The organism is Streptomyces sp. NPDC020807 (genome assembly GCF_040641575.1).
Lineage (GTDB): Bacteria > Actinomycetota > Actinomycetes > Streptomycetales > Streptomycetaceae > Streptomyces.
In genome coordinates, this window is sequence record NZ_JBFADU010000015.1 from 104,536 (window position 1) to 122,853 (window position 18,318).

Below are 18,318 nucleotides of genomic sequence, written 5' to 3' on the forward strand. Positions count from 1 at the left end.
CCCGCCCCTTCCCGAACGGGGGGCGCTGCCCCCGGCCCCCCGGTCCTCAAACGCCGGACGGGCTGAAGGGCTGGGGGCGCCGCCCCCGGACCCCCGCGCCTCAAGCGCCGGCGGGGCTGATGAGCCTGGGGTGCTGCCCCCGCATCCCCGTGCTTCAAGCGCCGCCGGGGCTGTGATGCCCGGGGCGCTGCCTCTGGATCCCAATCCCCCAAGCGCCGGTGGGGCCGGTGTGCCCAGGGCTTTGCCTCTGGGCCCCTGCGTCTCAGACGCCGGCGAGGTCGCCGAGTCCGAGGCTCCGCCCCCGCACCCCCGTGCCTCAAGCGCCGGCGGGGCTGGGGTGCCCGGGGTGCTGCCTCTGGATCCCTGCGTCTCGGACGCGGGCGAGGTTGCCGAGTCCGAGGCTCCGTCCCCGGACCCCCGTGCCTCAAACGCCGACGGGGCCGGGGTGCCCGGGGTGCTGCCTCTGGATCCCTGCGTCTCGGACGACGGACGGGCCGGAGAGCTGGGGGCTCCGCCTCCGCACCCCCGTGCCTCAAGCGCCGGCGGGGCTGGGGTGCCCGGGGTGCTGCCTCTGGATCCCTGCGTCTCGGACGCGGGCGAGGTTGCCGAGTCCGAGGCTCCGTCCCCGGACCCCCGTGCCTCAAGCGCCGGCGGGGCCGGTGCAGGGTGGCAGCTTCAGCCCGCCCGGCGTTTGAGGGCACGGCCGTCAGGCCGTACGGGGTCTGGGGCGCAGCCCCAGTTTCGGGAAGGGGCGGGGTGGGGGAAGGCCCCGCGCAGCGGCCCCGTCGGCACCCGCGCCGGGTCCGGCAGCGGGTCCTGCACCGGGGCCGGCAGCGGCGCGGGTGCGGAGTCCGGCGCCGATGCCGTCACCTCCTCCCCCTCCCCCCGCGTCGCCGTCCTCGCCCCCACCGGCGCCGGTGACGCCTTCGCCGCCGGGTTCCTCCACGGCCTCCTCCGTGGGCTCGGGCCGCGTGAGCGGTTGCGGCACGGGCATCTCATGGCCGCCGCCGTCCTCACCGCCCCGGGCGACCTCGCCGACCCGCCCCCGCGCGACCTCGCCGACCGGCTCGTCGCGCTCGACGACCGTGCCTGGGGGAGACTTCACCTCGGCCCCGGGTGGACGGGGCGCGACCAGGAGGTACGTACGCCATGAGCCAGACCGTCGACCGGGCGCTCAGCATCCTGCCGTTGCTCGCGCAGGGCCCCGCCGACCTCGGGCAGGTCGCCGAGCGGCTCGGCGTGCACAAGTCGACCGCGCTGCGGCTGCTCCGCACCCTCCACGAGCACGGGCTCGTCCACCGGCAGCAGGACCAGCGCTACCGCCTCGGCGCCCGACTCTTCGCCCTCGCCCAGGAGGCCGTCGAGAACCTCGACGTCCGCGAGATCGCCCACCCCTACCTCGTCGCCCTCAACGAGGAGATCGGCCACACCGTCCACCTCGCCGTGTACGAGGAGGGCGAGGTGGTCTACATCGACAAGGTCGAGAGCCGGTATCCCGTACGGATGTACTCGCGCATCGGCAAGCCCGTCGCCATCACGGTCGCCGCCGTCGCGAAGCTCCTCCTCGCGGACCTGCCCGAGCCGGAGCGCCGCGCCGTCGCCGCGCGCCTCGACTACCCCCCGTACACCCCCCGTTCGACCCCGAACGCCGTCGCCTTCCTCGCGGAGCTCGCGACCGTACGCGAACAGGGCTGGGCCACCGACCTCGGCGGCCACGAGGAGTCCATCAACTGCGTCGCCGCCCCCGTCCGCGGGCCCGGCGGCCGGGTCGTCGCCGCCATGTCCGTCTCCGCGCCCAACGTGGTCGTCACGGCCGAGGAGCTCCTCGGCCTGCTTCCGCTGGTGCGCCGTACCGCCGAGGCCGTCAGCCGGGAATACTCCGGCTCCGGCACCCCTCACCCACAGGAACAGGAAGACGAGTTCGTATGACCGAGAAGATCGCGCTCACGCCGTCCACCCACACCGCCCCTCCCGCCAAGTTCTCCCACGGCGTCCGCAAGGGCGGCATCCTCCAGACCGCCGGCCAGGTCGGCTTCCTGCCCGCCGTCGACGGGCAGGAGCCGCGGGTCGCCGGGCCGACGCTGCGCGAGCAGACCCTCCAGACCTTCGCCAACGTCAAGGCGATCCTGGAGGAGGGCGGGGCGAGCTGGGACGACGTCATGATGATGCGCGTCTACCTCACCGACGTGGACCACTTCGCCGAGATGAACGAGATCTACAACGCGTACTTCGACGAGCAGGGACTCAAGGCCCCGGCCGCCGCCCGTACCACCGTGTACGTCGGTCTCCCCGACGGTCTGCTCATCGAGATCGACGCGCTGGCCGTCCTGGACTGACCCCGATCCGCCGGACACGCCCTAGTCGACGGGGGCCTTCGCCTCCGGGGGCACGTCCGGCACGACCGGGTACGGCCTCGGGTACGGGGCCCCGATGCCGAAGCGCGACGCCAGCGCGTCCGCGAAGGCCGCCGCGATGCGGAGTTCGCCGTGGGCGTTGGGATGCGTGCCGTCCCAGGTGTGGTCCGCCGCGACGAACTCCGCCGCCGTCTCCGCCACCACGACCGGTGCCTCCGGGCTGTCGAGGTCCTTCGCGACCGCCCGGATCCGGTCGTTCGTCGCCTCGATCCTGGCTCCGAAGTCCGGCTCGTCCACCGCTTTCCGGCACTGCAGCACGGTCCCGAGGACGATCCGGACGTCCGGCCGTGCCCGTCGCGCGTTCGCGACGAACTCCCGCAGGTTCTCCTCGAACCGGGGCGGCTCGACCCCGTACCAGAACAGGTCGTTGATGCCGAGGAGCACGAGCAGGTACTGCGGGTCGTGCTCGCGGACCTTCGCCTCGATCTCCTCCTTCTCGGAGACGTACGGGCGGCCCCACTGCGCGTCGTGGTCCGGGTCGAACTCCGGGTCCGCGTACGTGTCGTCGTCGTCCCCGACCTCCGCCGTGCGGATGTTGTCGAGCGTCGCCTTCGGCCCGACCAGGTCGAGGTTCACCTCGTGCTCGCGCAGGTGCTTCCAGAAGCGGTAGCGCCAGGTCCAGTCACCGCTGCTGCCGTGGCTGATCGAGTCGCCGACGATCATGACGTCGATCATGTCGGGGGTGCGCTCGGGGTGGGCGAGGGACATGCTTCCTCCCAGGTCTGGGGCAGGGTGAGGGAAGGGGGCCGGGAAGCGGGCCGCGAGGCGGGCCGCGTGGAGGTCCCGGGCGGAGCCCACGTGTCGCTCTCGGGGTCGTACCGCCGCAGCACGCGCGCCGGAACCCCGCCCACCAGGCAGTGGTCCGGGAACTCCCCGCGGACGACCGAGCCGCCCGCGACCGCCACGTTCCGGCCCAGCCGCGTGCCCGGCAGGATCACCGCTCCCGCGCCGATCCAGCAGCCGTCGCCGATCACCACCGGGCGGTTCACGGGCGGCTGGACGCCGATCGGCAGCCGGGGGTCGGTGTAGGCGTGGTTCTGGTCGGTGACGTACGCGTACGGGGCGATGAAGACGTGGTCGCCGATCGTCACGGACTCGTGGGCCACGACGTGGCTGCCCCGCCCGACCACGCAGCCCGCCCCGATCCGCAGGACGGGGTCCGGGCCCAGGTCCATGCCCGGGAGCATGCCCGCGCTGAGGGTGACGTGGCTCGCGACGAGGGTGCCGTCGCCGATCTCCATCCACGGTTCCCCGTAGAGCGACGCCACGGGGAAGCCGATGCAGACGCCGCGGCCCAGGTGGCCGAACCTGCGGCCGCCCGGATCCTCGGACGTGATCCGGCCGTGCCGCTCCGCCCACGCCCACAGGTCGCGGGCCGCGGCGGCCCGGAGGCGGCGCGCCCGCAGAGCCAGTCGTCCCTTGACATGAGCAACAACTGTTCCCGGCATGCTCGTGACTGTACGTACGCGGATGGTCACCGGCCCGCCGGGAGGGCCGCGCGGGTGAGGGCCCCCGGCGCGGTGCTGCCGGGGGCCCTCAAACGGTGTGCTCACGTGCCTACGCGCAGTACTGCGCCTGCTTTCCGATCGAGCGGTACATGCAGTCCGCGTTCTCCAGGAGCTGGAGCACCGCGTCGCGGTTGCGGCTCGTCTCGCGCTCGATCACCTCGTCGGGCGGGTAGAAGCCGCCGCCGCCGGAGGACGCCGGGTACATCTCGAAGGTGTACCCGAAGATGCGGTGGACGCCCCACAGGTAGTCGTCGATCGAGCCGTCCGTGATGTAGAGGTCGCTGGACTGCTCGGGCGTGTAGCCGTTGCTCGCCGCCATCTTCCCGCCGACGGTCGCGAACGCGTCGCGGTCGTCCTGGGTCATGCCGGTCGTGGTGTTCGCCGTCGTCCAGCCGAAGGGCCAGAGGACCAGCTCGCTGTACGTGTGGAAGTCGATGGCGGCCGTGATCTGCTGCTTGCCGCCGACCACGCGCGAGCGGACGAAGTCGGCGACGACCTTCACCTCGGGGGCGGACTCGGGGGCGGCGCCGCGGTACGTCTCCGAGCTCTTCGTGCCGGAGGAGCCGCCGCAGCAGCCCCACTTGTAGTTCCAGTTCCGGTTCATGTCGGTGCCGATGTACGAGGAGTTGGCGTTGGGCTGCCGGTTCTTGCGCCAGCTGCGGTACGAGCCGGAGGCGATGTCGTACTCGCCGCCGTCCGGGTTGAGGTCCGGGACGATCCAGATCTCGCGGCCGTTGACGGCGTTGGTGATCCGGCTGTCGGTGCCGTAGCCCGCGCCGAACTCGCGGAGCAGGTAGAGCGCCATCTCGACGGTGAGGTGCTCGCGGGCGTGCTGGTGGTGGGTGAAGAGGACCTCGGGCTCGTTCTCGTCGGTGGCGACGTTGTCGCTGATCTTGATCGCGACGATGTCCCGGCCCTGGTACGTCTTCCCGATCACCTGCTTGCGCATGATGGACGGGTACGCGGCGAGGCGCTGGTCGATCTCCGCGTTCATCTCGGCGAAGTTGTGGTACTTCGCGTCGGCGGACGGGAAGTCGAGCGGGGCGAGGGCCTGGTCCTGGGCGGTGGCCCGGTTCGGCGGGGCGGCGAGCGCGACCGGCTTGTAGCCGAGCGCCTTGAGGCGGGCGAGCTGCTCGCCGTTGGCGCTGACGACCACCGAGCGCGCGTCGACCTCGTCGATCGAGACGCCGGTGACGGTCAGCGCGGAGCGCTCGGCCTGGGTGGACGGGCCGGCGATCTCGTACTGCCGGATCACCTCGTCCGCCCCGACGGCGATGCGGGCGGCGGTCGTCGCCGGGTCGGCCCCGGCGGGCGAGGAGAGTGCGGAGAGGGGCGCCGCGAGGGCGAGCGCCACGAGGGCCGCGAGGGTGGCGGACCTTCTGCCGCGGGTGGGACGTCGCATGTGGGCTCCTGGGTGGGGAGTGTGGGGGAGTGCGACTAGCTCGTGCGGGTGTCCGGGGCACATGGTGAGGGCGTGTCATGGGCGGGTCAAGGAGGGGTATTCGGCCACATTCCTGCGGGGTGGGTGGGCGGTTGGGGGACTCGGTGGGTGGGTGGGTGGGGGCGGGGTGCGGGCACGAGCTCGACGAGCTCAAGTTAAGGGGGCGGCCGAGTGCTTGCCGTCGGTGACGCGACGCGGGCGCCCTCGGATCACCGGGACGCCCGGGGGTGCCCTCGGGGCGCCTGCGGCGGGCCTTCACCCCACCCCGCCCCTTCCCGAAACCGGGGCTCCGCCCCGGACCCCGCGCCTCAAACGCCGGCGGGGCTGGATGTCGACCCCGCGCCTCACGCGCCGGCGGGGTTGGGTGCCGACCCCGCGCTTCAAACGCCGGCGGGGCTGGATGTTGACCCCGCGCCTCACGCGCCGGCGGGGTTGGGTGCCGACCCCGCGCTTCAAACGCCGGCGGGGTTGGATGTCGACCCCGCGCCTCACGCGCCTGCGGGGTTGGGTGCCGACCCCGCGTCTCACGCGCCGGCGGGGTTGGATTCGGCCCCGCGTCTCACGCGCCGGCGGGGCTGGAGTGGGCGGCGAATCCAGCCCGCCCGGCGTTTGAGGGCACGGGCCGTCAGGCCGTACGGGGGCCGGGGGCCTGCCCCGGTTTCGGGAAGGGGCGGGGTGGGGGAAAGGCCGCCCGCCAGGGCCCCGGCGGTCATACTGGCCCGTGTGGGGACGCTAATCGGCAGGTACGTCATCGAAGGCAAGCTCGGCGAAGGCGGCATGGGCACCGTCTACTTGGGCCGCTCGCGCGGCGGCCGTGCCGTCGCCGTCAAGGTCGCCCGGCCCGAGCTCGCCGCCGACCCCTCCTTCCGCGCCCGCTTCCGCGCCGAGGTCGCCGCCGCCCGGCAGGTGGGCGGCTTCCACACGGCCCAGGTCGTCGACGCCGACCCGGAGGCCGAGGCCCCCTGGCTCGCCACCGCCTACATCCCCGGTCCCACCCTCGCCGGACTCGTCGCCGCCCAGGGGCCGATGGCGGAGGGCGCGCTGCGCGCGCTCGGGGCCGCGCTCGCCGAGGCCCTGGAGGCCATCCACGCCTGTGGGCTCGTCCACCGGGACCTCAAGCCCGGCAACATCGTCATGGCCGCCGACGGCCCCCGCGTCCTGGACTTCGGCATCGCCCGCGCCCTGGAGTCGACCCGTCTCACGGCCACCGGCTCCGCCTTCGGCACCCCCGGCTACCTCGCGCCCGAGCAGGCCCTCGGGGAGGAGGTGACCGGCGCCGCCGACGTCTTCGCGCTGGGCGCCGTCCTGGTCGCCGCGGCCGGTGGGCGGCCCTTCGGAGAGGGGACGCCGATGGGCCTCATGTACCGGTCGGTCCACGAGCCGGCCGACCTCGGCTGCGTACCGGAGGGGCTGCGGGGGCTCGTGGGGCGGTGCCTCGCGAAGGCGCCGGGGGAGCGGCCGACGCCGGACGAGATCATGGACGCGTTGGGGGAGGCCGGAAGCGGGAGCGCCGTGCAGGACGCGGTGCCGGCGCCCACGCCCGTACCCGCGCAGGCGCCCACGCCCGTACCCACGCCCACGCCCTCGCCTGTGCCCGATCCGCGGGCCGTCGTGCCCGCCCCCGCCCCCGCGCCCGCGCCCGCGCCCGATCCGCGGGACGTCGTGTCCGTGCCCGCCCCCGCGCCCGCCCCCGACCCGCGGGACGCCGTGCCCGTCCCCCGTGCGCCCGCCCTCCTCGTACCCCCGCTGCCGTTCGGCCCGCCCCCGCCCGCCCCCGCGTTCGTCGCCGCCGACCGGGTCTCCGCGGTCGTCGTCGATGGTGAGGGCGTGGAGCTGCGGATCGACGACGTCGACGCCGACTTCGCCTGGGCGGAGATCGGCGCGGTCGCGTACGAGCAGACGCGGCGGGGCCGCGGCCTGCGGGTCGACGTCACCCTCTACAGCGGCGACGTCTACTCGTGCGAGCTCGACGGCCGCCGGGCCGCCCGGGTGGAGGAGTGGACGCACGAGCTGGACGCCGTCCTCGCCCGGTACCTCCCCCGCGCGTGAACGGCGGCAGCGCCGCCGGGGGAGCGGCGGCGCTGCGTGTGCGGGGAAGCGGCCGGGAAGGGGGAAGGGGGGAGGGGGGAAGGGGGGAGGGGGAGCGTTACGGCAGGGCGTGGACGTGCGGGCCCACCGCGTTCGACCAGGCGTTGCCGGCCGTCGCGTCCCAGTTGGTCGACCAGGTCATGGCGCCGCGGAGCGTCGGCCAGGCCTGCGCCGGCTTGAAGGTGCCGCAGCCGGTGAGCTTGGTCAGGCAGTCGAGCGCGTTCTTGACGACCTGCGGGTCGACGTAGCCGCTGCCCGCGCCCCGGGTGGAGGCGGGGACGCCCAGGCCGACCTGCGACGGGTCGAGGCCGCCCTGGATCTGGATGCAGGCGAGCGCGGTGAGGAAGTCCACCGAGCCCTGGCTGTAGACCTTGCCGTCGCAGCCCAGCATCGAACCGCTGTTGTAGTACTGGGTGTTGACGACCGTGAGGATGTCCTTCACGGCGAGCGCGGTCTTGAAGTACTCCGTGCCGGTGTTCTGCATGTCGATGGTCTGCGGGGCCATCGTGATCACCAGGCTCGACCCCGCCTTGGCGGAGAGCTGGCGCAGCGCCTTGGTGAGGTAGGTGGAGTTGATGCCGTGCTCGAGGTCGATGTCGACGCCGTTGAAGCCGTACTCCTGCATCAGCGCGTAGGCGCTGTTGGCGAAGGCGGTCGCGCTCGCGTCGCTGTTGATCGTGACGTTGCCCTTCTCGCCGCCGACCGAGATGATCACGGACTTCCCGGCGGCCTTCTTGGCCGCGATGTCGGCCTTGAAGTCGGCGGTGGAGGTGTAGCCGACGGCCGGGTCGAGGTTGAAGACGATCTGGCCGGGCGTGGCCGTCGAGTCGGCGAAGGAGACGGCGATGATGTCGTACTGGGACTGGACGTCGCGGATCTTCTGCTTGGCCGCGCCGTTGTCGAAGTTCTGCCAGTAGCCGGTGACGGCGTGCTTGGGGACGGCCGGGCCGGGGCCCGTGTCGCAGGGCTTGGCGGTCCGGGCGGAGACGGCGGCGGACTTCGCGGACTCGCCCGCGGTGTTCGTCGCGGAGACCTGGAACTGGTACGCGGTGTCGGCGGTGAGGCCGGACACGGTGGTCGACGTGCCGGTCACCGCGACCGGGTTGGCGCCGTCGCGGTAGATCTTGTAGCCGGTGGCGCCGGAGACCGCGCCCCAGCTCAGGGCGACGGAGGACGTGGTGACCGAACCGGCGGCGAGACCGGCCGGGGTGGCGGGGACGACCGGGTCGGGGTCCTGGCCGCCGCCCCCGTCGGGGCCGAAGACGCTCACGTCGTCGACGAAGTAGGGGGAGGTGCCGTACCAGCCGTGGGTGTAGATCTCCACGGAGGTGGTGTTCGCGCCGGTCGTGAAGGTGGTCGTGAGCTGCTTCCAGGACGGGCTGTCGGGCGTCCAGGTGGAGACGGTGCCGGTGCCGGTCCCTGTGTTGTTGACGCCGAGGTAGGCGTAGCCGCCCTGGACCCAGGCGCTCAGCGTGTACGTCGAGCCGGGCTTCACGGCGACGGTCTGCACGCACTTGGCGTTGTCGAGGCCGGCCGGGGAGGCCTTCAGCGCGCCGGCCCCGGTCCGTACCGGCGAGGAGACGGCGGCGCCGCTCCCGGCCGAACAGGACCAGTTGGTCAGGCCGTTCTCGAATCCGGCGTTCTTGGCGACGTTGACGTCGGCGGCCTGGGCGGTGCCGGCTCCGCCGACGAGGACGAGCCCGGAGCCGACGGCGAGCGCGAGGGCTCCGCCGAGCCATCGGCGGCCGTTCGGGCGGCCGTGCGGGCGGGTGGTGGTGCGGTCCACGTGCATCCTCCGGTGGGGTGGAGTGGGGGAGGTGGGGGAGTTCGGGGATGTGGAGGTGCCGTACGTCGTCGTCGTCGTACGGAGCGGGGAAAGGCGGTGGCCACCGTCGTGCCAACAAGCTGGTCCAGACCAATCGCGTTGTCAAGACCTCTGACATGAAGCCGAGTTCCGAGCGGAAAAGGGGATCGGCTTGGCGGATTGTGTGTTCACCACCCCCAGGGGCGTGGATAAAGTGCAGAGACGGGGGACGGGCGGAGTGAACGGGGGTCTGACGGTGACGGTGCCGACAGCGATCGCGGTCACCAGCGCCGACCTGGTGCTGCCGCCCGCCGACCCCCAGACCCCGCACGCCACCGTGCTCCAGCCGCCCGGGGCCCGCTCCCTCGACGCCTCGCTCGCCGACGTGCAGCAGCTCCTCGCGCGCCACGGGCACGTGATCGTCGTCTGCCCGACCTCCGCGCCGCCGGCCGTCGCGCAACGCCTCCGCGCGGTCCGCGGGCTCCTCGAAAGCGACCGGATCGCCCTGGTCACGACCGACCTCCCGCCGCTCGGTGCCGCCGTACTCGTCCGCCAGTTACGGCAGTTGGCCGTCTGCGACTTCAGCGCCGGAGTCCTCGCCTCCGCCGCCCGGCTCCTCGCCCACTACATCTACGCCGGGGCCGTCCTGGGCTCGGTCTCGCGCCTCGACCGCGTCCCCGTCAGCCTCTCCTCCCACCTCAAGGGCTGGCTCCCCGGCGCCCACTTCGGCGTCCTCGCCGGCCCGACCCCGCAGATCGTCCGCGTCGGCGGAAAGAACGAACAGCTGCTCGCGGGGCCCGAGTTCGCCACCCGGCTCCTCGTCGCCCGCGGCCAGCTCCAGACCGACTGGCCCGCCACCGCCCTCGCCCCCGCCTGGCGGATCCAGGGCGCCGCCCAGGAAGTGGCGCTGCCCGGGACCTCGCCCGCCTGGTGGGGCACCGGCAAGCTCGTCGAGTTCGTCGCGTACCTCTCCGACCTGCCCGTCCTCTACCAACTAGTGGCGTCCGTACGGCGCGAGACGTGCCACTGGTGCGGGATGGAACTCATCGGCGACCGCTGCGGCTTCTGCGCCGCGAGCCCCTCGCCGACCCCGGCGAGCGGGGCGGGCGCGGCCACGGGCGCGGGCGCGGTCCCGTGAGCCGCCACCACCCGCCGGTCGCCCCTCCCGGTACAGCGCCCCCGACCCCGCCCACGATCGAGGAAGTACGGCCATGAACTCCCGCCAGCGCCGCGGCGTGATCCTGCTGCTGCTCTCCGTCCTGTGCGCCCTCGGCGCCTTCGCCGGCGTCCTCACCGTCATCAGCGACGTGAACTCCAAGGTCGGCCCGGAGGTCACCGCGTACCGCGTCAGCGAGAACGTGGCACCGTACGCGCCCCTGAAGGCGGACCAGTTCGAGAAGATCACCATGCCGAAGCGCTGGCTCTCCTCCACCGCCGTCACCGACCTCCGCCAGATCGAGGGCCGGATCGCCGTCACCCAGCTCAGGGCGGGCTCGCTCCTCCAGAACGACATGATCGTCGAGCGCCCCGAACTCAAGCCGGGCGAGCAGGAGATCGCGATCATGATCGACTCGGCGACGGGCGTCGCCGGCAAGATCACCCCCGGCGCCAGCGTCAACATCTACGCCACCTTCGCGGGAGAGAAGAAGGGCGACCCCAGCCAGTCCCGTCTGATCGTCGCCGGGGCCCGCGTCCTCTCCATCGGCAAGCTCACCCCGATCTCCGACAGCAGCGACCGCGCGAGCCGCGCCACCAACGCCGTACCGATCAGCTTCGCCCTCTCCCACCTCGACACCCAGCGCGTCACGTACGCCGACTCCTTCGCCGAACACGTACGCCTCGCCCTGGTCTCCCCGGTCACGGGCGGCGCTCCGGCCCAACCGGGCGACCGCACGTACACCCTCGACAAGGACAAGTAGCAGAGGAAGAAAGAGGAGAGGAAAGGTGAGGTCGGTATGACCACCAGGATCCTGCCGGCCGTCGGCGACCCCGACGCGGCCCGGTCCGTCGTCACCCTGCTCAGCCAGCTGCCCGACGCCGAACCCGCCGCACCCGTCACCGACTCCACCCAGCTCGTCGACACCCTCGCCCGGCTCGCCGCCGACTCCCTCGACGAACTCCCCGAGGTCGTCCTCGTCCACGAACGCATCGGCCCCGTCCCCGCGCTCGACATCGTCCGCGAGGTCGCCCTCCGCTTCCCCGCCGTCGGCGTCGTCCTCATCACCGCCGACGCCAGCCCCGTCCTCTTCTCCGCCGCCATGGACTCCGGCGCGCGCGGCCTCGTCACCCTGCCCCTCGGGTACGAGGAGCTCGCCAGCCGCGTGCAGGCGGCGGCCCAGTGGTCCGCCGGGGTCCGCCGCCACCTCGGCGCGGGCGCCGAGCTCGCCACGGGCCCCGGCGGCACCGTCGTCACCGTCAGCGGCGCGAAGGGCGGCGTCGGCACCACCGTCACCGCCGTCCACCTCGCCCTCGCGGCCCGCGCCTCCGGGCGGACCGTCGCCCTCCTGGACCTCGACCTCCAGGGCGGCGACATCGCCTCGTACCTCGACGTCCAGTTCCGCAGGTCGGCCGCCGACCTCGCCGCGATCACCGACATCTCGCCGCGCGTCCTCCAGGACGCGGTGTACGTCCACGAGACCGGCGTCTCGCTGCTCCTCGCCCCGGCCGAGGGCGAACGCGGCGAGGAGGTCACCGACCGCGCGGCCCGCCAGATCGTCAGCGCCCTGCGGGCCCGGCACGACGTCGTCGTGGTCGACTGCGGCACCCAGCTGACGGGCGCGAACGCCGCCGCGATCGAGATGGCCGACACGGCGCTCCTCGTGACGACCCCGGACGTGGTGGCGGTACGGGCGGCCAAGCGGGCGGTACGGATGTGGGAACGGCTCCAGGTGAGGAAGGCCGAGGAGACCGTCACCGTCGTCAACCGCCACCACCGGTCGACGGAGATCCAGCCGCCGCTGGTCCAGAAGATCACCGGCACGAGGACGGCCGGCGTCTCGGTCCCCGCCAACTTCAAGGAGCTCCAGGCGGTGGTGGACGCGGGCCGGCTGCACGACCTCGACGCGAAGTCGACGGTGAAGCAGGCGCTGTGGTCGCTGGCGGGCGAGCTGGGACTCGTGGGCCCGCCGGCGTCCGCGACGGCGTCCGCGCAGGCGCCCGCGCCCGGGAAGCAGCTCGCGCGGGCGGGGGACCGGGGCTCGCTGGGACTCCGGCGACGGGGGCGCTGAGCCATGGGACGGGGGGCCGCGGGCCGACGGGCCCGTGCGGACGACCGGGGACAGGTGGCGCTCGAGTTCGTCGGCATGGTCCCGCTGATCCTGCTGACGCTGGCACTGCTGTGGCAGGTCGTCCTGGTGGGGTACACGTACACGCTGGCGGCCAACGCGGCGGACGAGGGAGCGCGGGTGTGCGCGGTCGGCGGTGACTACGCCACCGCCGCGAAGCGGCACCTGGACGGCGCCTGGGCGGAGGGCGCGGAGGTGGGAGGCTGCACGGCCCCGGCCGGAACCGTCGCGACGCTGACGGTGACGCTCCAGGTCCCCGCCATCGCGCCGGGAACGGTCGGCCTCTTCCCGGTGTCGGCGACGGCGGGAGCGGTCTCGGAGGAGGCGCCGCAGCGATGAGGGGACACCGACAGCTCGGCAGCACGGGGCGTACCGGCGGCCGGGGCCGCGACGGGGGCCGGGGCTTCGGCGGGGGCCGGGGCTGCGAAGGGGGCCGGGCCTTCGGCCGCACCCAGAACGGCGCCCAGAACGGCGCCCAGAACGGCGCCCACAGCCGCGCCCACAGCCGCGCCCGCCGCCGTGCCCGCGACCGGGGACAGGTCGCCATCGAGTACCTGGGCTTCCTCCCGATCCTGCTGCTCGCGGCCCTGGCGGGCCTCCAGCTCGGCCTGGCCGCGTACGTGGCCCAGCAGGCGGGCACGGCGGCCCGGGCGGCGGCGCGGGCCGACACCACCGACGAGCCGTTCCCGGGCGGCGCGTCGGCGGCGGGCTACGCCTCCATGACCGGCTGGGTCAGGGGCAGGGCCGACGTCAGCGTCTCCGGCGGGGTCGCCACCGTCACCGTGACGATCCCGCAGGTCGTGCCCTTCTGGGACTTCGACCCCGTGACGAAGACCGCCACCATGCCCGTACCCCCGGACGCGTCCGACGAGGAGGACCTGCCATGAGCCTGCGGTCCCGCATCCATGCCCCCGAGGACAAGGGCGGCCCCGGAGCGGGCCGGGAGGACAGCCACCTGGTGGCCGCCTTCCGCGCCAAGCTCCTGGAGGAGATCGACCTCACCGAGATGTCCGCGCTCGCGGCGGCCGAGCGCCGGGCCCGGCTCGAACGCGTCCTCGGGCACATCATCAGCCGCGAGGGCCCGGTCCTCTCCACGGCCGAGCGCGGCCAGCTGATCCGCCGGGTCGTCGACGAGGCCCTGGGCCTCGGCGTCCTCGAACCGCTCCTCGAGGACGCGTCGATCACCGAGATCATGGTCAACGGACCCGACCAGATCTTCATCGAGCGCGCCGGCCGCGTGGAGCTGCTCCCGCTCCGCTTCGCGTCCCACGAGCAGCTCATGCAGACGATCGAGCGGATCGTCTCGACGGTCAACCGTCGCGTCGACGAGTCGAACCCGATGGTCGACGCCCGCCTCCCGTCCGGTGAGCGCGTCAACGTGATCATCCCGCCGCTCTCCCTCACGGGCGCCACGCTCACCATCCGCCGCTTCCCCCGCGCGTACACGCTCCACGAGATGGTCGGCCTCGGCTCACTGGACGAGCAGATGCTGCTCCTGCTCTCCGGCCTGGTCCAGGCGAAGTTCAACGTGATCGTGTCCGGCGCGACCGGCACCGGCAAGACGACCCTGCTCAACGCCCTCTCCGGCCTCGTCCCGGAGGGCGAGCGGATCATCACCATCGAGGACTCGGCCGAACTCCAGCTCCAGCAGGCCCACGTCATCCGCCTCGAAGCCCGCCCGCCGAACATCGAGGGCCGGGGCGCCATCTCCATCCGCGACCTCGTCCGCAACTCCCTCCGCATGCGCCCCGACCGCATCATCGTCGGCGAGGTCCGGGGAGGCGAGACGCTCGACATGCTCCAGGCGATGTCGACGGGCCACGACGGCTCGCTCGCGACCGTCCACGCGAACTCGGCGGAGGACGCCCTGATGCGCCTCCAGACCCTGGCCTCGATGTCCGAGGTCAAGGTCCCCTTCGAGGCGCTGCGGGACCAGATCAACAGCGCGGTCGACGTCCTCGTCCAGCTCACCCGGCACCCGGACGGCACCCGCCGCATCACGGAGATCGCCGTCCTGGCGTCGCACGGCCGCGAACGCTTCCTCCTCGCCACGATCTGCCGCTTCGAGGCGCAGCCGGTGGCGGCGGACGGGCGGGTGTACGGCCGGTTCGCGTACCACCCGCTGCCGAGGCGGGTGGCGGAACGGCTCTACATGGCGGGCCAGCCCATCCCCCAGGCCTTCGGGGTGGCGGCGACCGACGCGGGCCTGGCGACCCGAGAAGCGAACTAGGAGCGAGGAGTGCTGACCCCTGATGGCCACTGATCCCGTCTGGCTGACGCTCGGCGTAGCGGCCCTCTGCTGCGTCCTGGCCGTGGTCGGCGTCCAGGTGTACGCGAGCGGGGCCCGCCGCCACGCGGCACTCGTCGCCCGGCTCGACGAGACGGACGCCCCCGAGACGACAGGCCGCCGGAGGCGCCGCTTCCGGGGCGTCGACCGCCGGATCCGCCGTACGGCCCTGGGCAGGAAACTGGAACTGAGGATCGCCGCGACGGGCCTCGACGTGACACCGGGCGAGTTCACGGTGGCGCTGGCGGCGACGGTGGCGGTCCTGTGGATGGTGGGACAGGCGGCCCTGTCCCCGTTCTTCGGCCCGATCTGCGGCCTGCTGGGAGTGTGGGTGGCGCTCGGCTACCTCAACTGGCAGAGGCAGAAGCGCATCGAACGCTTCATCAACCAACTCCCGGAACTCTCCCGCATCCTGGCGAACGCGAGCCAGGCGGGCCTGGCCCTGCGGATGGCGCTCAGCCTGGCGGCCGATGAGATGGAGTCCCCGGCGGGCGACGAACTGGAGAAGGTGGCGCAGCAGTTGGCGGTCGGCAAGTCCCTGGACGAGGCACTCGGCGAACTGGCGGAACGCCTCCCGTCGAGGGAGCTGGTGGTCCTGGTGACGACGCTGGTCCTGGCGAACAGGGCGGGCGGCACGGTCGTGTCCTCGCTGAGGAACCTCACGCAGACCCTCGAAGAGCGCAAGGAGACGAGGCGCGAGGTCCGCACCCAGCTCTCCCAGGTGAGCATGACGGCGTACTCGGTCCCGGTGATCGGCGTGGGCTCACTGCTCCTGATCGACAACATGCAGCCGGGCGCGCTCGACCGCATGACGGGCTCGACGATCGGCCAGTTCGCGGTGGTGGCGGCCTTCGCCCTCTACGTCCTCGGCTTCGCCGCGATCCGCCGCTTCTCGAAGATCGACGTCTAGGGAAGGGCGCGCAGCCTCACATGGAACTCCTCCTGGCCCTCCTCGCCGGCCTCGCGGTCGCGGGCATCTTCTACGGCCTCCGCCTCTACCGCGCGGACGCGCGCCTCCCCGACGACCTGAAACTGGCCCTGGAGGTCGGCTCCACCCGCACGGGCGCGGTGGACTCGGTCGTCGACCGCCTCGGCATGCGCTGGTCGCCGACGGTCCTGCGCCTGATGGGCCCGAAGCGGGTCAGCGCGGTCCGCCGCCGGATCGACCTGGCGGGCAACCCCGGCGGCCTGACGATCGACCGGTACGGCGCCAGGCGTGCGGTCTACGGCTTCCTGGGCCTGCTCGGGGGCCTGCTGATGCTCAACAAGGGCTCGGTCCTGGTGGCCCTCCTCCTCTTCGCCTTCGGCGCGTTCTGGACGGAGGTCGGCATCTGGTCGGCGGTCCGCATCCGCAAGGACCAGATCGAACGCACCCTCCCGGACTTCCTCGACGTGCTGGCCGTCGTCGTCTCGGCGGGCCTCGGCTTCCGCCAGGCACTGGAACGGGTGGCGGAACAGTACGCGGGCCCGTGGTCCGACGAGCTGCGGATCACTTTGCGCCAAATGGACATGGGCGTGAGCCGCCGCGAGGCCTTCGACGAACTGCGCCGCCGCAACGACTCGGAGCAGGTGGCCCAGTTCGTGACGGCGCTCCAGCAGGGCGAGGAGCTGGGCGCCCCCATCGTCGACACACTGATCCAGATCGCGACGGACATGCGCCGCACGGACGCGCAGAACGCGCGACGGAAGGCGGCGAAGGCGGTCCCCAAGGCGACGATGATCATCACGACGGTGATGGTCCCGGCGACGATGATCCTGCTGGGAGCGGGACTGTTCCTGGGAACGGGAACGGACTTCGGCTCGGTGACGGGCGGCGAGTGACGCGCGGGTCACCTCCTGTCTCACATCAGCCACATCTTCGCCGAACTCCCCACCGGGACTGGCGAGTAGGGCCTAGCCTTTTGACTGGGCATGAGGTCCACCCGTTGACCCGGGCGGCGTCTGGACGGGGAGGGAAGCTGGATGTTCCACGACTCCACCCACCGGCCTGCCCGTAGGCCCCTGCCGGGGACCCGCTCTGCCTTACGTTCCCTCCCTGGCGGAGGCCGGGGGACTTTACGAGAGCCGAGGGGATCTGATGAAGAACGTGCTGCTGAGGACTCTGGTCGGGGCGCGGGTGCGGGCCGGCGGGTGGATCGACCGGTCGGCCCGGGATCGCGGGCAGACGGCGGTGGAGTATCTGGGGATCATTGTGGTCGTGGTGGCGATCGTGGTGGCGATCACTGGAACGGATATCGGTACCACGATCCTGACGGCAATCAAGAACAAGATCGCCAAGCTTGCGGGCTGATTCGACCTGTCGCCGAGGGGGACTCAGGGCAGGCCTTCCCCGCCTACATCGCGGTGATCTCAGGTCTCCTCTTCCTCGCTTTTGCCTACTTCATGGTGGGACAGGCCGCATTTACCCGGAACGGCGCTCAGACCGCTGCCGATGCGGCGGCCCTCGCGGCTGCGCAGGATGCCCGTGACCAGCTGCGCCGAGGGTGGTTCGAAGTCATCCGCGATCCCGATCAGTGGGGCGACTTCGTTCAGGGAACGGAGTACAAGCATTCCCTCGCCTGCGATGCGGCGGCGGATTACGCGGCCGCGAACCATGCCACCCTCCCGGATGGGGACTGCCAACCCCTGGAGCCAAACGGATTCCGCGTGACGGTGACAACGACGGGGGCGCAAGAGGCGAGGGCTTCCGCTCTGGCTGTCATCGAGCAGCGCTGCGACTTCACCCCGTACGAGCCTCCCACCGACCCGCCCTCACCTCCGCCCACCTCGCCCCCTACTGATCCTGATGAGGAACCGAGCCCCATTGCCGAGCTCGATTGTGGTGGGGAATCTTGGGAGATCGATCCAGATGATCCTGAACTGCCCCCCTCGTCCGCCCTCTTCACTGTCCGACTGATCGATGAGTAAAGGAAGCGCACTTCATGAACGCTCAGTACGCGCGAAAGGGGTTGGCTTCCCTCGCTCTCATGTCGGCGGCGCTGTTCGTGGTCGGCTGCGGGGCAGAGGAGAAACCGAAGGCCGATAAGCCGGCGGCGACCACCCCTGCGCCTCAGCAGACGACTACGCAGGGGACGAAGCCGGTCGCGGAGGCGACCGAGACCCTGGCTGTCCTCAAAGGGCAGGACGGGTTCGAGCTGACCGTCAACTCTGCAGTTCGTGATGCTGGCGGGTTCTTGACGATCAAAGGGTCCATCAAGAACACCTCCAGTGAGGGGCGAGCCGTACCCGATGTCATGAGGGGTGACGAAACAGAGGTGGTGAAGCACGGCGCATCTCTCGGCGGGGCCACCCTTGTCGACGCCGTGGGAAAGAAGCGCTACTACGTTCTGCGTGACACGGAGGGTCGGCCGTTGACCACAACAGGTCTAGGCATCCTTTCGGGCGGCGACTCAACGGACGTCTTCCTGCAATTCCCCGCACCCCCCGCCTCCACCACCGCCGTCTCCTTCCAGCTCCCCACCTTCGAACCCGCCACCCTCAAACTCTCCTGAG

At 72.4% G+C, this 18,318-nt stretch carries 18 protein-coding genes and 1 pseudogene; 15 read left to right on the plus strand and 4 right to left on the minus strand.

Translation table 11 applies throughout. From position 1 onward, the window contains the following. Positions 1-853: 853 nt before the first annotated feature. The 3 genes and pseudogenes from AB0G79_RS21920 to AB0G79_RS21930 form a co-directional block, all read left to right on the plus strand. Positions 854-1,153: pseudogene (locus AB0G79_RS21920) on the plus strand (PfkB family carbohydrate kinase); the annotation flags it as partial. Then, the gene (locus AB0G79_RS21925) at positions 1,150-1,929 is read left to right on the plus strand and encodes an IclR family transcriptional regulator (RefSeq protein ID WP_360808876.1); all 780 of its coding nucleotides are present in this window, start codon (positions 1,150-1,152) and stop codon (positions 1,927-1,929) included. The pseudogene AB0G79_RS21920 and the gene AB0G79_RS21925, both read left to right, overlap by 4 nt. Then, positions 1,926-2,336 (plus strand): RidA family protein, encoded by a 411-nt coding sequence (locus AB0G79_RS21930; protein ID WP_360808878.1) that lies wholly within the window; start codon positions 1,926-1,928, stop codon positions 2,334-2,336. Before AB0G79_RS21925 ends, AB0G79_RS21930 begins: the two co-directional genes overlap by 4 nt. 21 nt (positions 2,337-2,357) lie before the next feature. On the opposite strand, the gene AB0G79_RS21935 is transcribed toward AB0G79_RS21930, so the two are convergent. The 3 genes from AB0G79_RS21935 to AB0G79_RS21945 all read right to left on the minus strand — a co-directional run bounded on the left by AB0G79_RS21935 (position 2,358) and on the right by AB0G79_RS21945 (position 5,324). Beyond that, positions 2,358-3,122, minus strand: coding sequence for a GDSL-type esterase/lipase family protein (locus tag AB0G79_RS21935; RefSeq protein ID WP_360808880.1), 765 nt, complete (start codon positions 3,120-3,122; stop codon positions 2,358-2,360). Then, positions 3,086-3,862 carry an acyltransferase gene (locus tag AB0G79_RS21940; protein WP_360808882.1) on the minus strand — a complete coding sequence of 259 codons (777 nt, stop codon included), beginning with the start codon at positions 3,860-3,862 and terminating at the stop codon, positions 3,086-3,088. Before AB0G79_RS21940 ends, AB0G79_RS21935 begins: the two co-directional genes overlap by 37 nt. A gap of 109 nt (positions 3,863-3,971) precedes the next feature. Further along, on the minus strand, positions 3,972-5,324 hold the full coding sequence (locus AB0G79_RS21945; RefSeq protein ID WP_360808884.1) for a M14 family metallopeptidase: 1,353 nt from the start codon (positions 5,322-5,324) through the stop codon (positions 3,972-3,974). 816 nt (positions 5,325-6,140) lie between these two features. Here AB0G79_RS21945 and AB0G79_RS21950 point away from each other — a divergent pair. Then, positions 6,141-7,412, plus strand: coding sequence for a serine/threonine-protein kinase (locus AB0G79_RS21950; protein ID WP_360809003.1), 1,272 nt, complete (start codon positions 6,141-6,143; stop codon positions 7,410-7,412). Between the two features lie 97 nt (positions 7,413-7,509). On the opposite strand, the gene AB0G79_RS21955 is transcribed toward AB0G79_RS21950, so the two are convergent. Further along, positions 7,510-9,237, minus strand: coding sequence for a glycoside hydrolase family 18 protein (locus tag AB0G79_RS21955; protein WP_360808886.1), 1,728 nt, complete (start codon positions 9,235-9,237; stop codon positions 7,510-7,512). Between the two features lie 274 nt (positions 9,238-9,511). Between AB0G79_RS21955 and AB0G79_RS21960 the strand changes: the two genes are divergently transcribed. From AB0G79_RS21960 to AB0G79_RS22010, 11 genes are all read left to right on the plus strand, one after another. Continuing rightward, positions 9,512-10,393 (plus strand): hypothetical protein, encoded by an 882-nt coding sequence (locus AB0G79_RS21960; RefSeq protein WP_360808888.1) that lies wholly within the window; start codon positions 9,512-9,514, stop codon positions 10,391-10,393. 73 nt (positions 10,394-10,466) lie between these two features. Continuing rightward, a complete protein-coding gene (gene cpaB / locus AB0G79_RS21965) occupies positions 10,467-11,174 on the plus strand; it encodes a Flp pilus assembly protein CpaB (RefSeq protein ID WP_360808890.1) in 708 nt (235 codons plus the stop codon). A gap of 36 nt (positions 11,175-11,210) precedes the next feature. Then, positions 11,211-12,482 carry a P-loop NTPase gene (locus AB0G79_RS21970; protein WP_360808892.1) on the plus strand — a complete coding sequence of 424 codons (1,272 nt, stop codon included), beginning with the start codon at positions 11,211-11,213 and terminating at the stop codon, positions 12,480-12,482. A 54-nt stretch (positions 12,483-12,536) separates the two neighbouring features. Next, positions 12,537-12,878, plus strand: coding sequence for a TadE/TadG family type IV pilus assembly protein (locus AB0G79_RS21975; RefSeq protein ID WP_360808894.1), 342 nt, complete (start codon positions 12,537-12,539; stop codon positions 12,876-12,878). After that, positions 12,875-13,426, plus strand: a complete 552-nt coding sequence (locus AB0G79_RS21980) for a TadE/TadG family type IV pilus assembly protein (protein ID WP_360808896.1) — start codon at positions 12,875-12,877, stop codon at positions 13,424-13,426. Before AB0G79_RS21975 ends, AB0G79_RS21980 begins: the two co-directional genes overlap by 4 nt. After that, on the plus strand, positions 13,423-14,769 hold the full coding sequence (locus AB0G79_RS21985; RefSeq protein WP_360808898.1) for a CpaF family protein: 1,347 nt from the start codon (positions 13,423-13,425) through the stop codon (positions 14,767-14,769). The genes AB0G79_RS21980 and AB0G79_RS21985 overlap by 4 nt, the downstream gene beginning before the upstream one ends. A 22-nt stretch (positions 14,770-14,791) precedes the next feature. Then, positions 14,792-15,736, plus strand: coding sequence for a type II secretion system F family protein (locus tag AB0G79_RS21990; protein ID WP_360808900.1), 945 nt, complete (start codon positions 14,792-14,794; stop codon positions 15,734-15,736). A 20-nt stretch (positions 15,737-15,756) separates the two neighbouring features. Continuing rightward, the gene (locus AB0G79_RS21995; RefSeq protein WP_360808902.1) at positions 15,757-16,647 is read left to right on the plus strand and encodes a DUF5936 domain-containing protein; all 891 of its coding nucleotides are present in this window, start codon (positions 15,757-15,759) and stop codon (positions 16,645-16,647) included. A 256-nt stretch (positions 16,648-16,903) separates the two neighbouring features. Next, positions 16,904-17,116 carry a Flp family type IVb pilin gene (locus AB0G79_RS22000; protein ID WP_360808904.1) on the plus strand — a complete coding sequence of 71 codons (213 nt, stop codon included), beginning with the start codon at positions 16,904-16,906 and terminating at the stop codon, positions 17,114-17,116. Between the two features lie 53 nt (positions 17,117-17,169). After that, entirely contained in the window at positions 17,170-17,733 is a 564-nt protein-coding gene (locus AB0G79_RS22005) for a pilus assembly protein TadG-related protein (RefSeq protein WP_360808906.1), read from the plus strand. 14 nt (positions 17,734-17,747) lie between these two features. Continuing rightward, a complete protein-coding gene (locus AB0G79_RS22010; RefSeq protein WP_360808908.1) occupies positions 17,748-18,317 on the plus strand; it encodes a hypothetical protein in 570 nt (189 codons plus the stop codon). The last annotated feature ends 1 nt before the right edge of the window (position 18,318 follow it).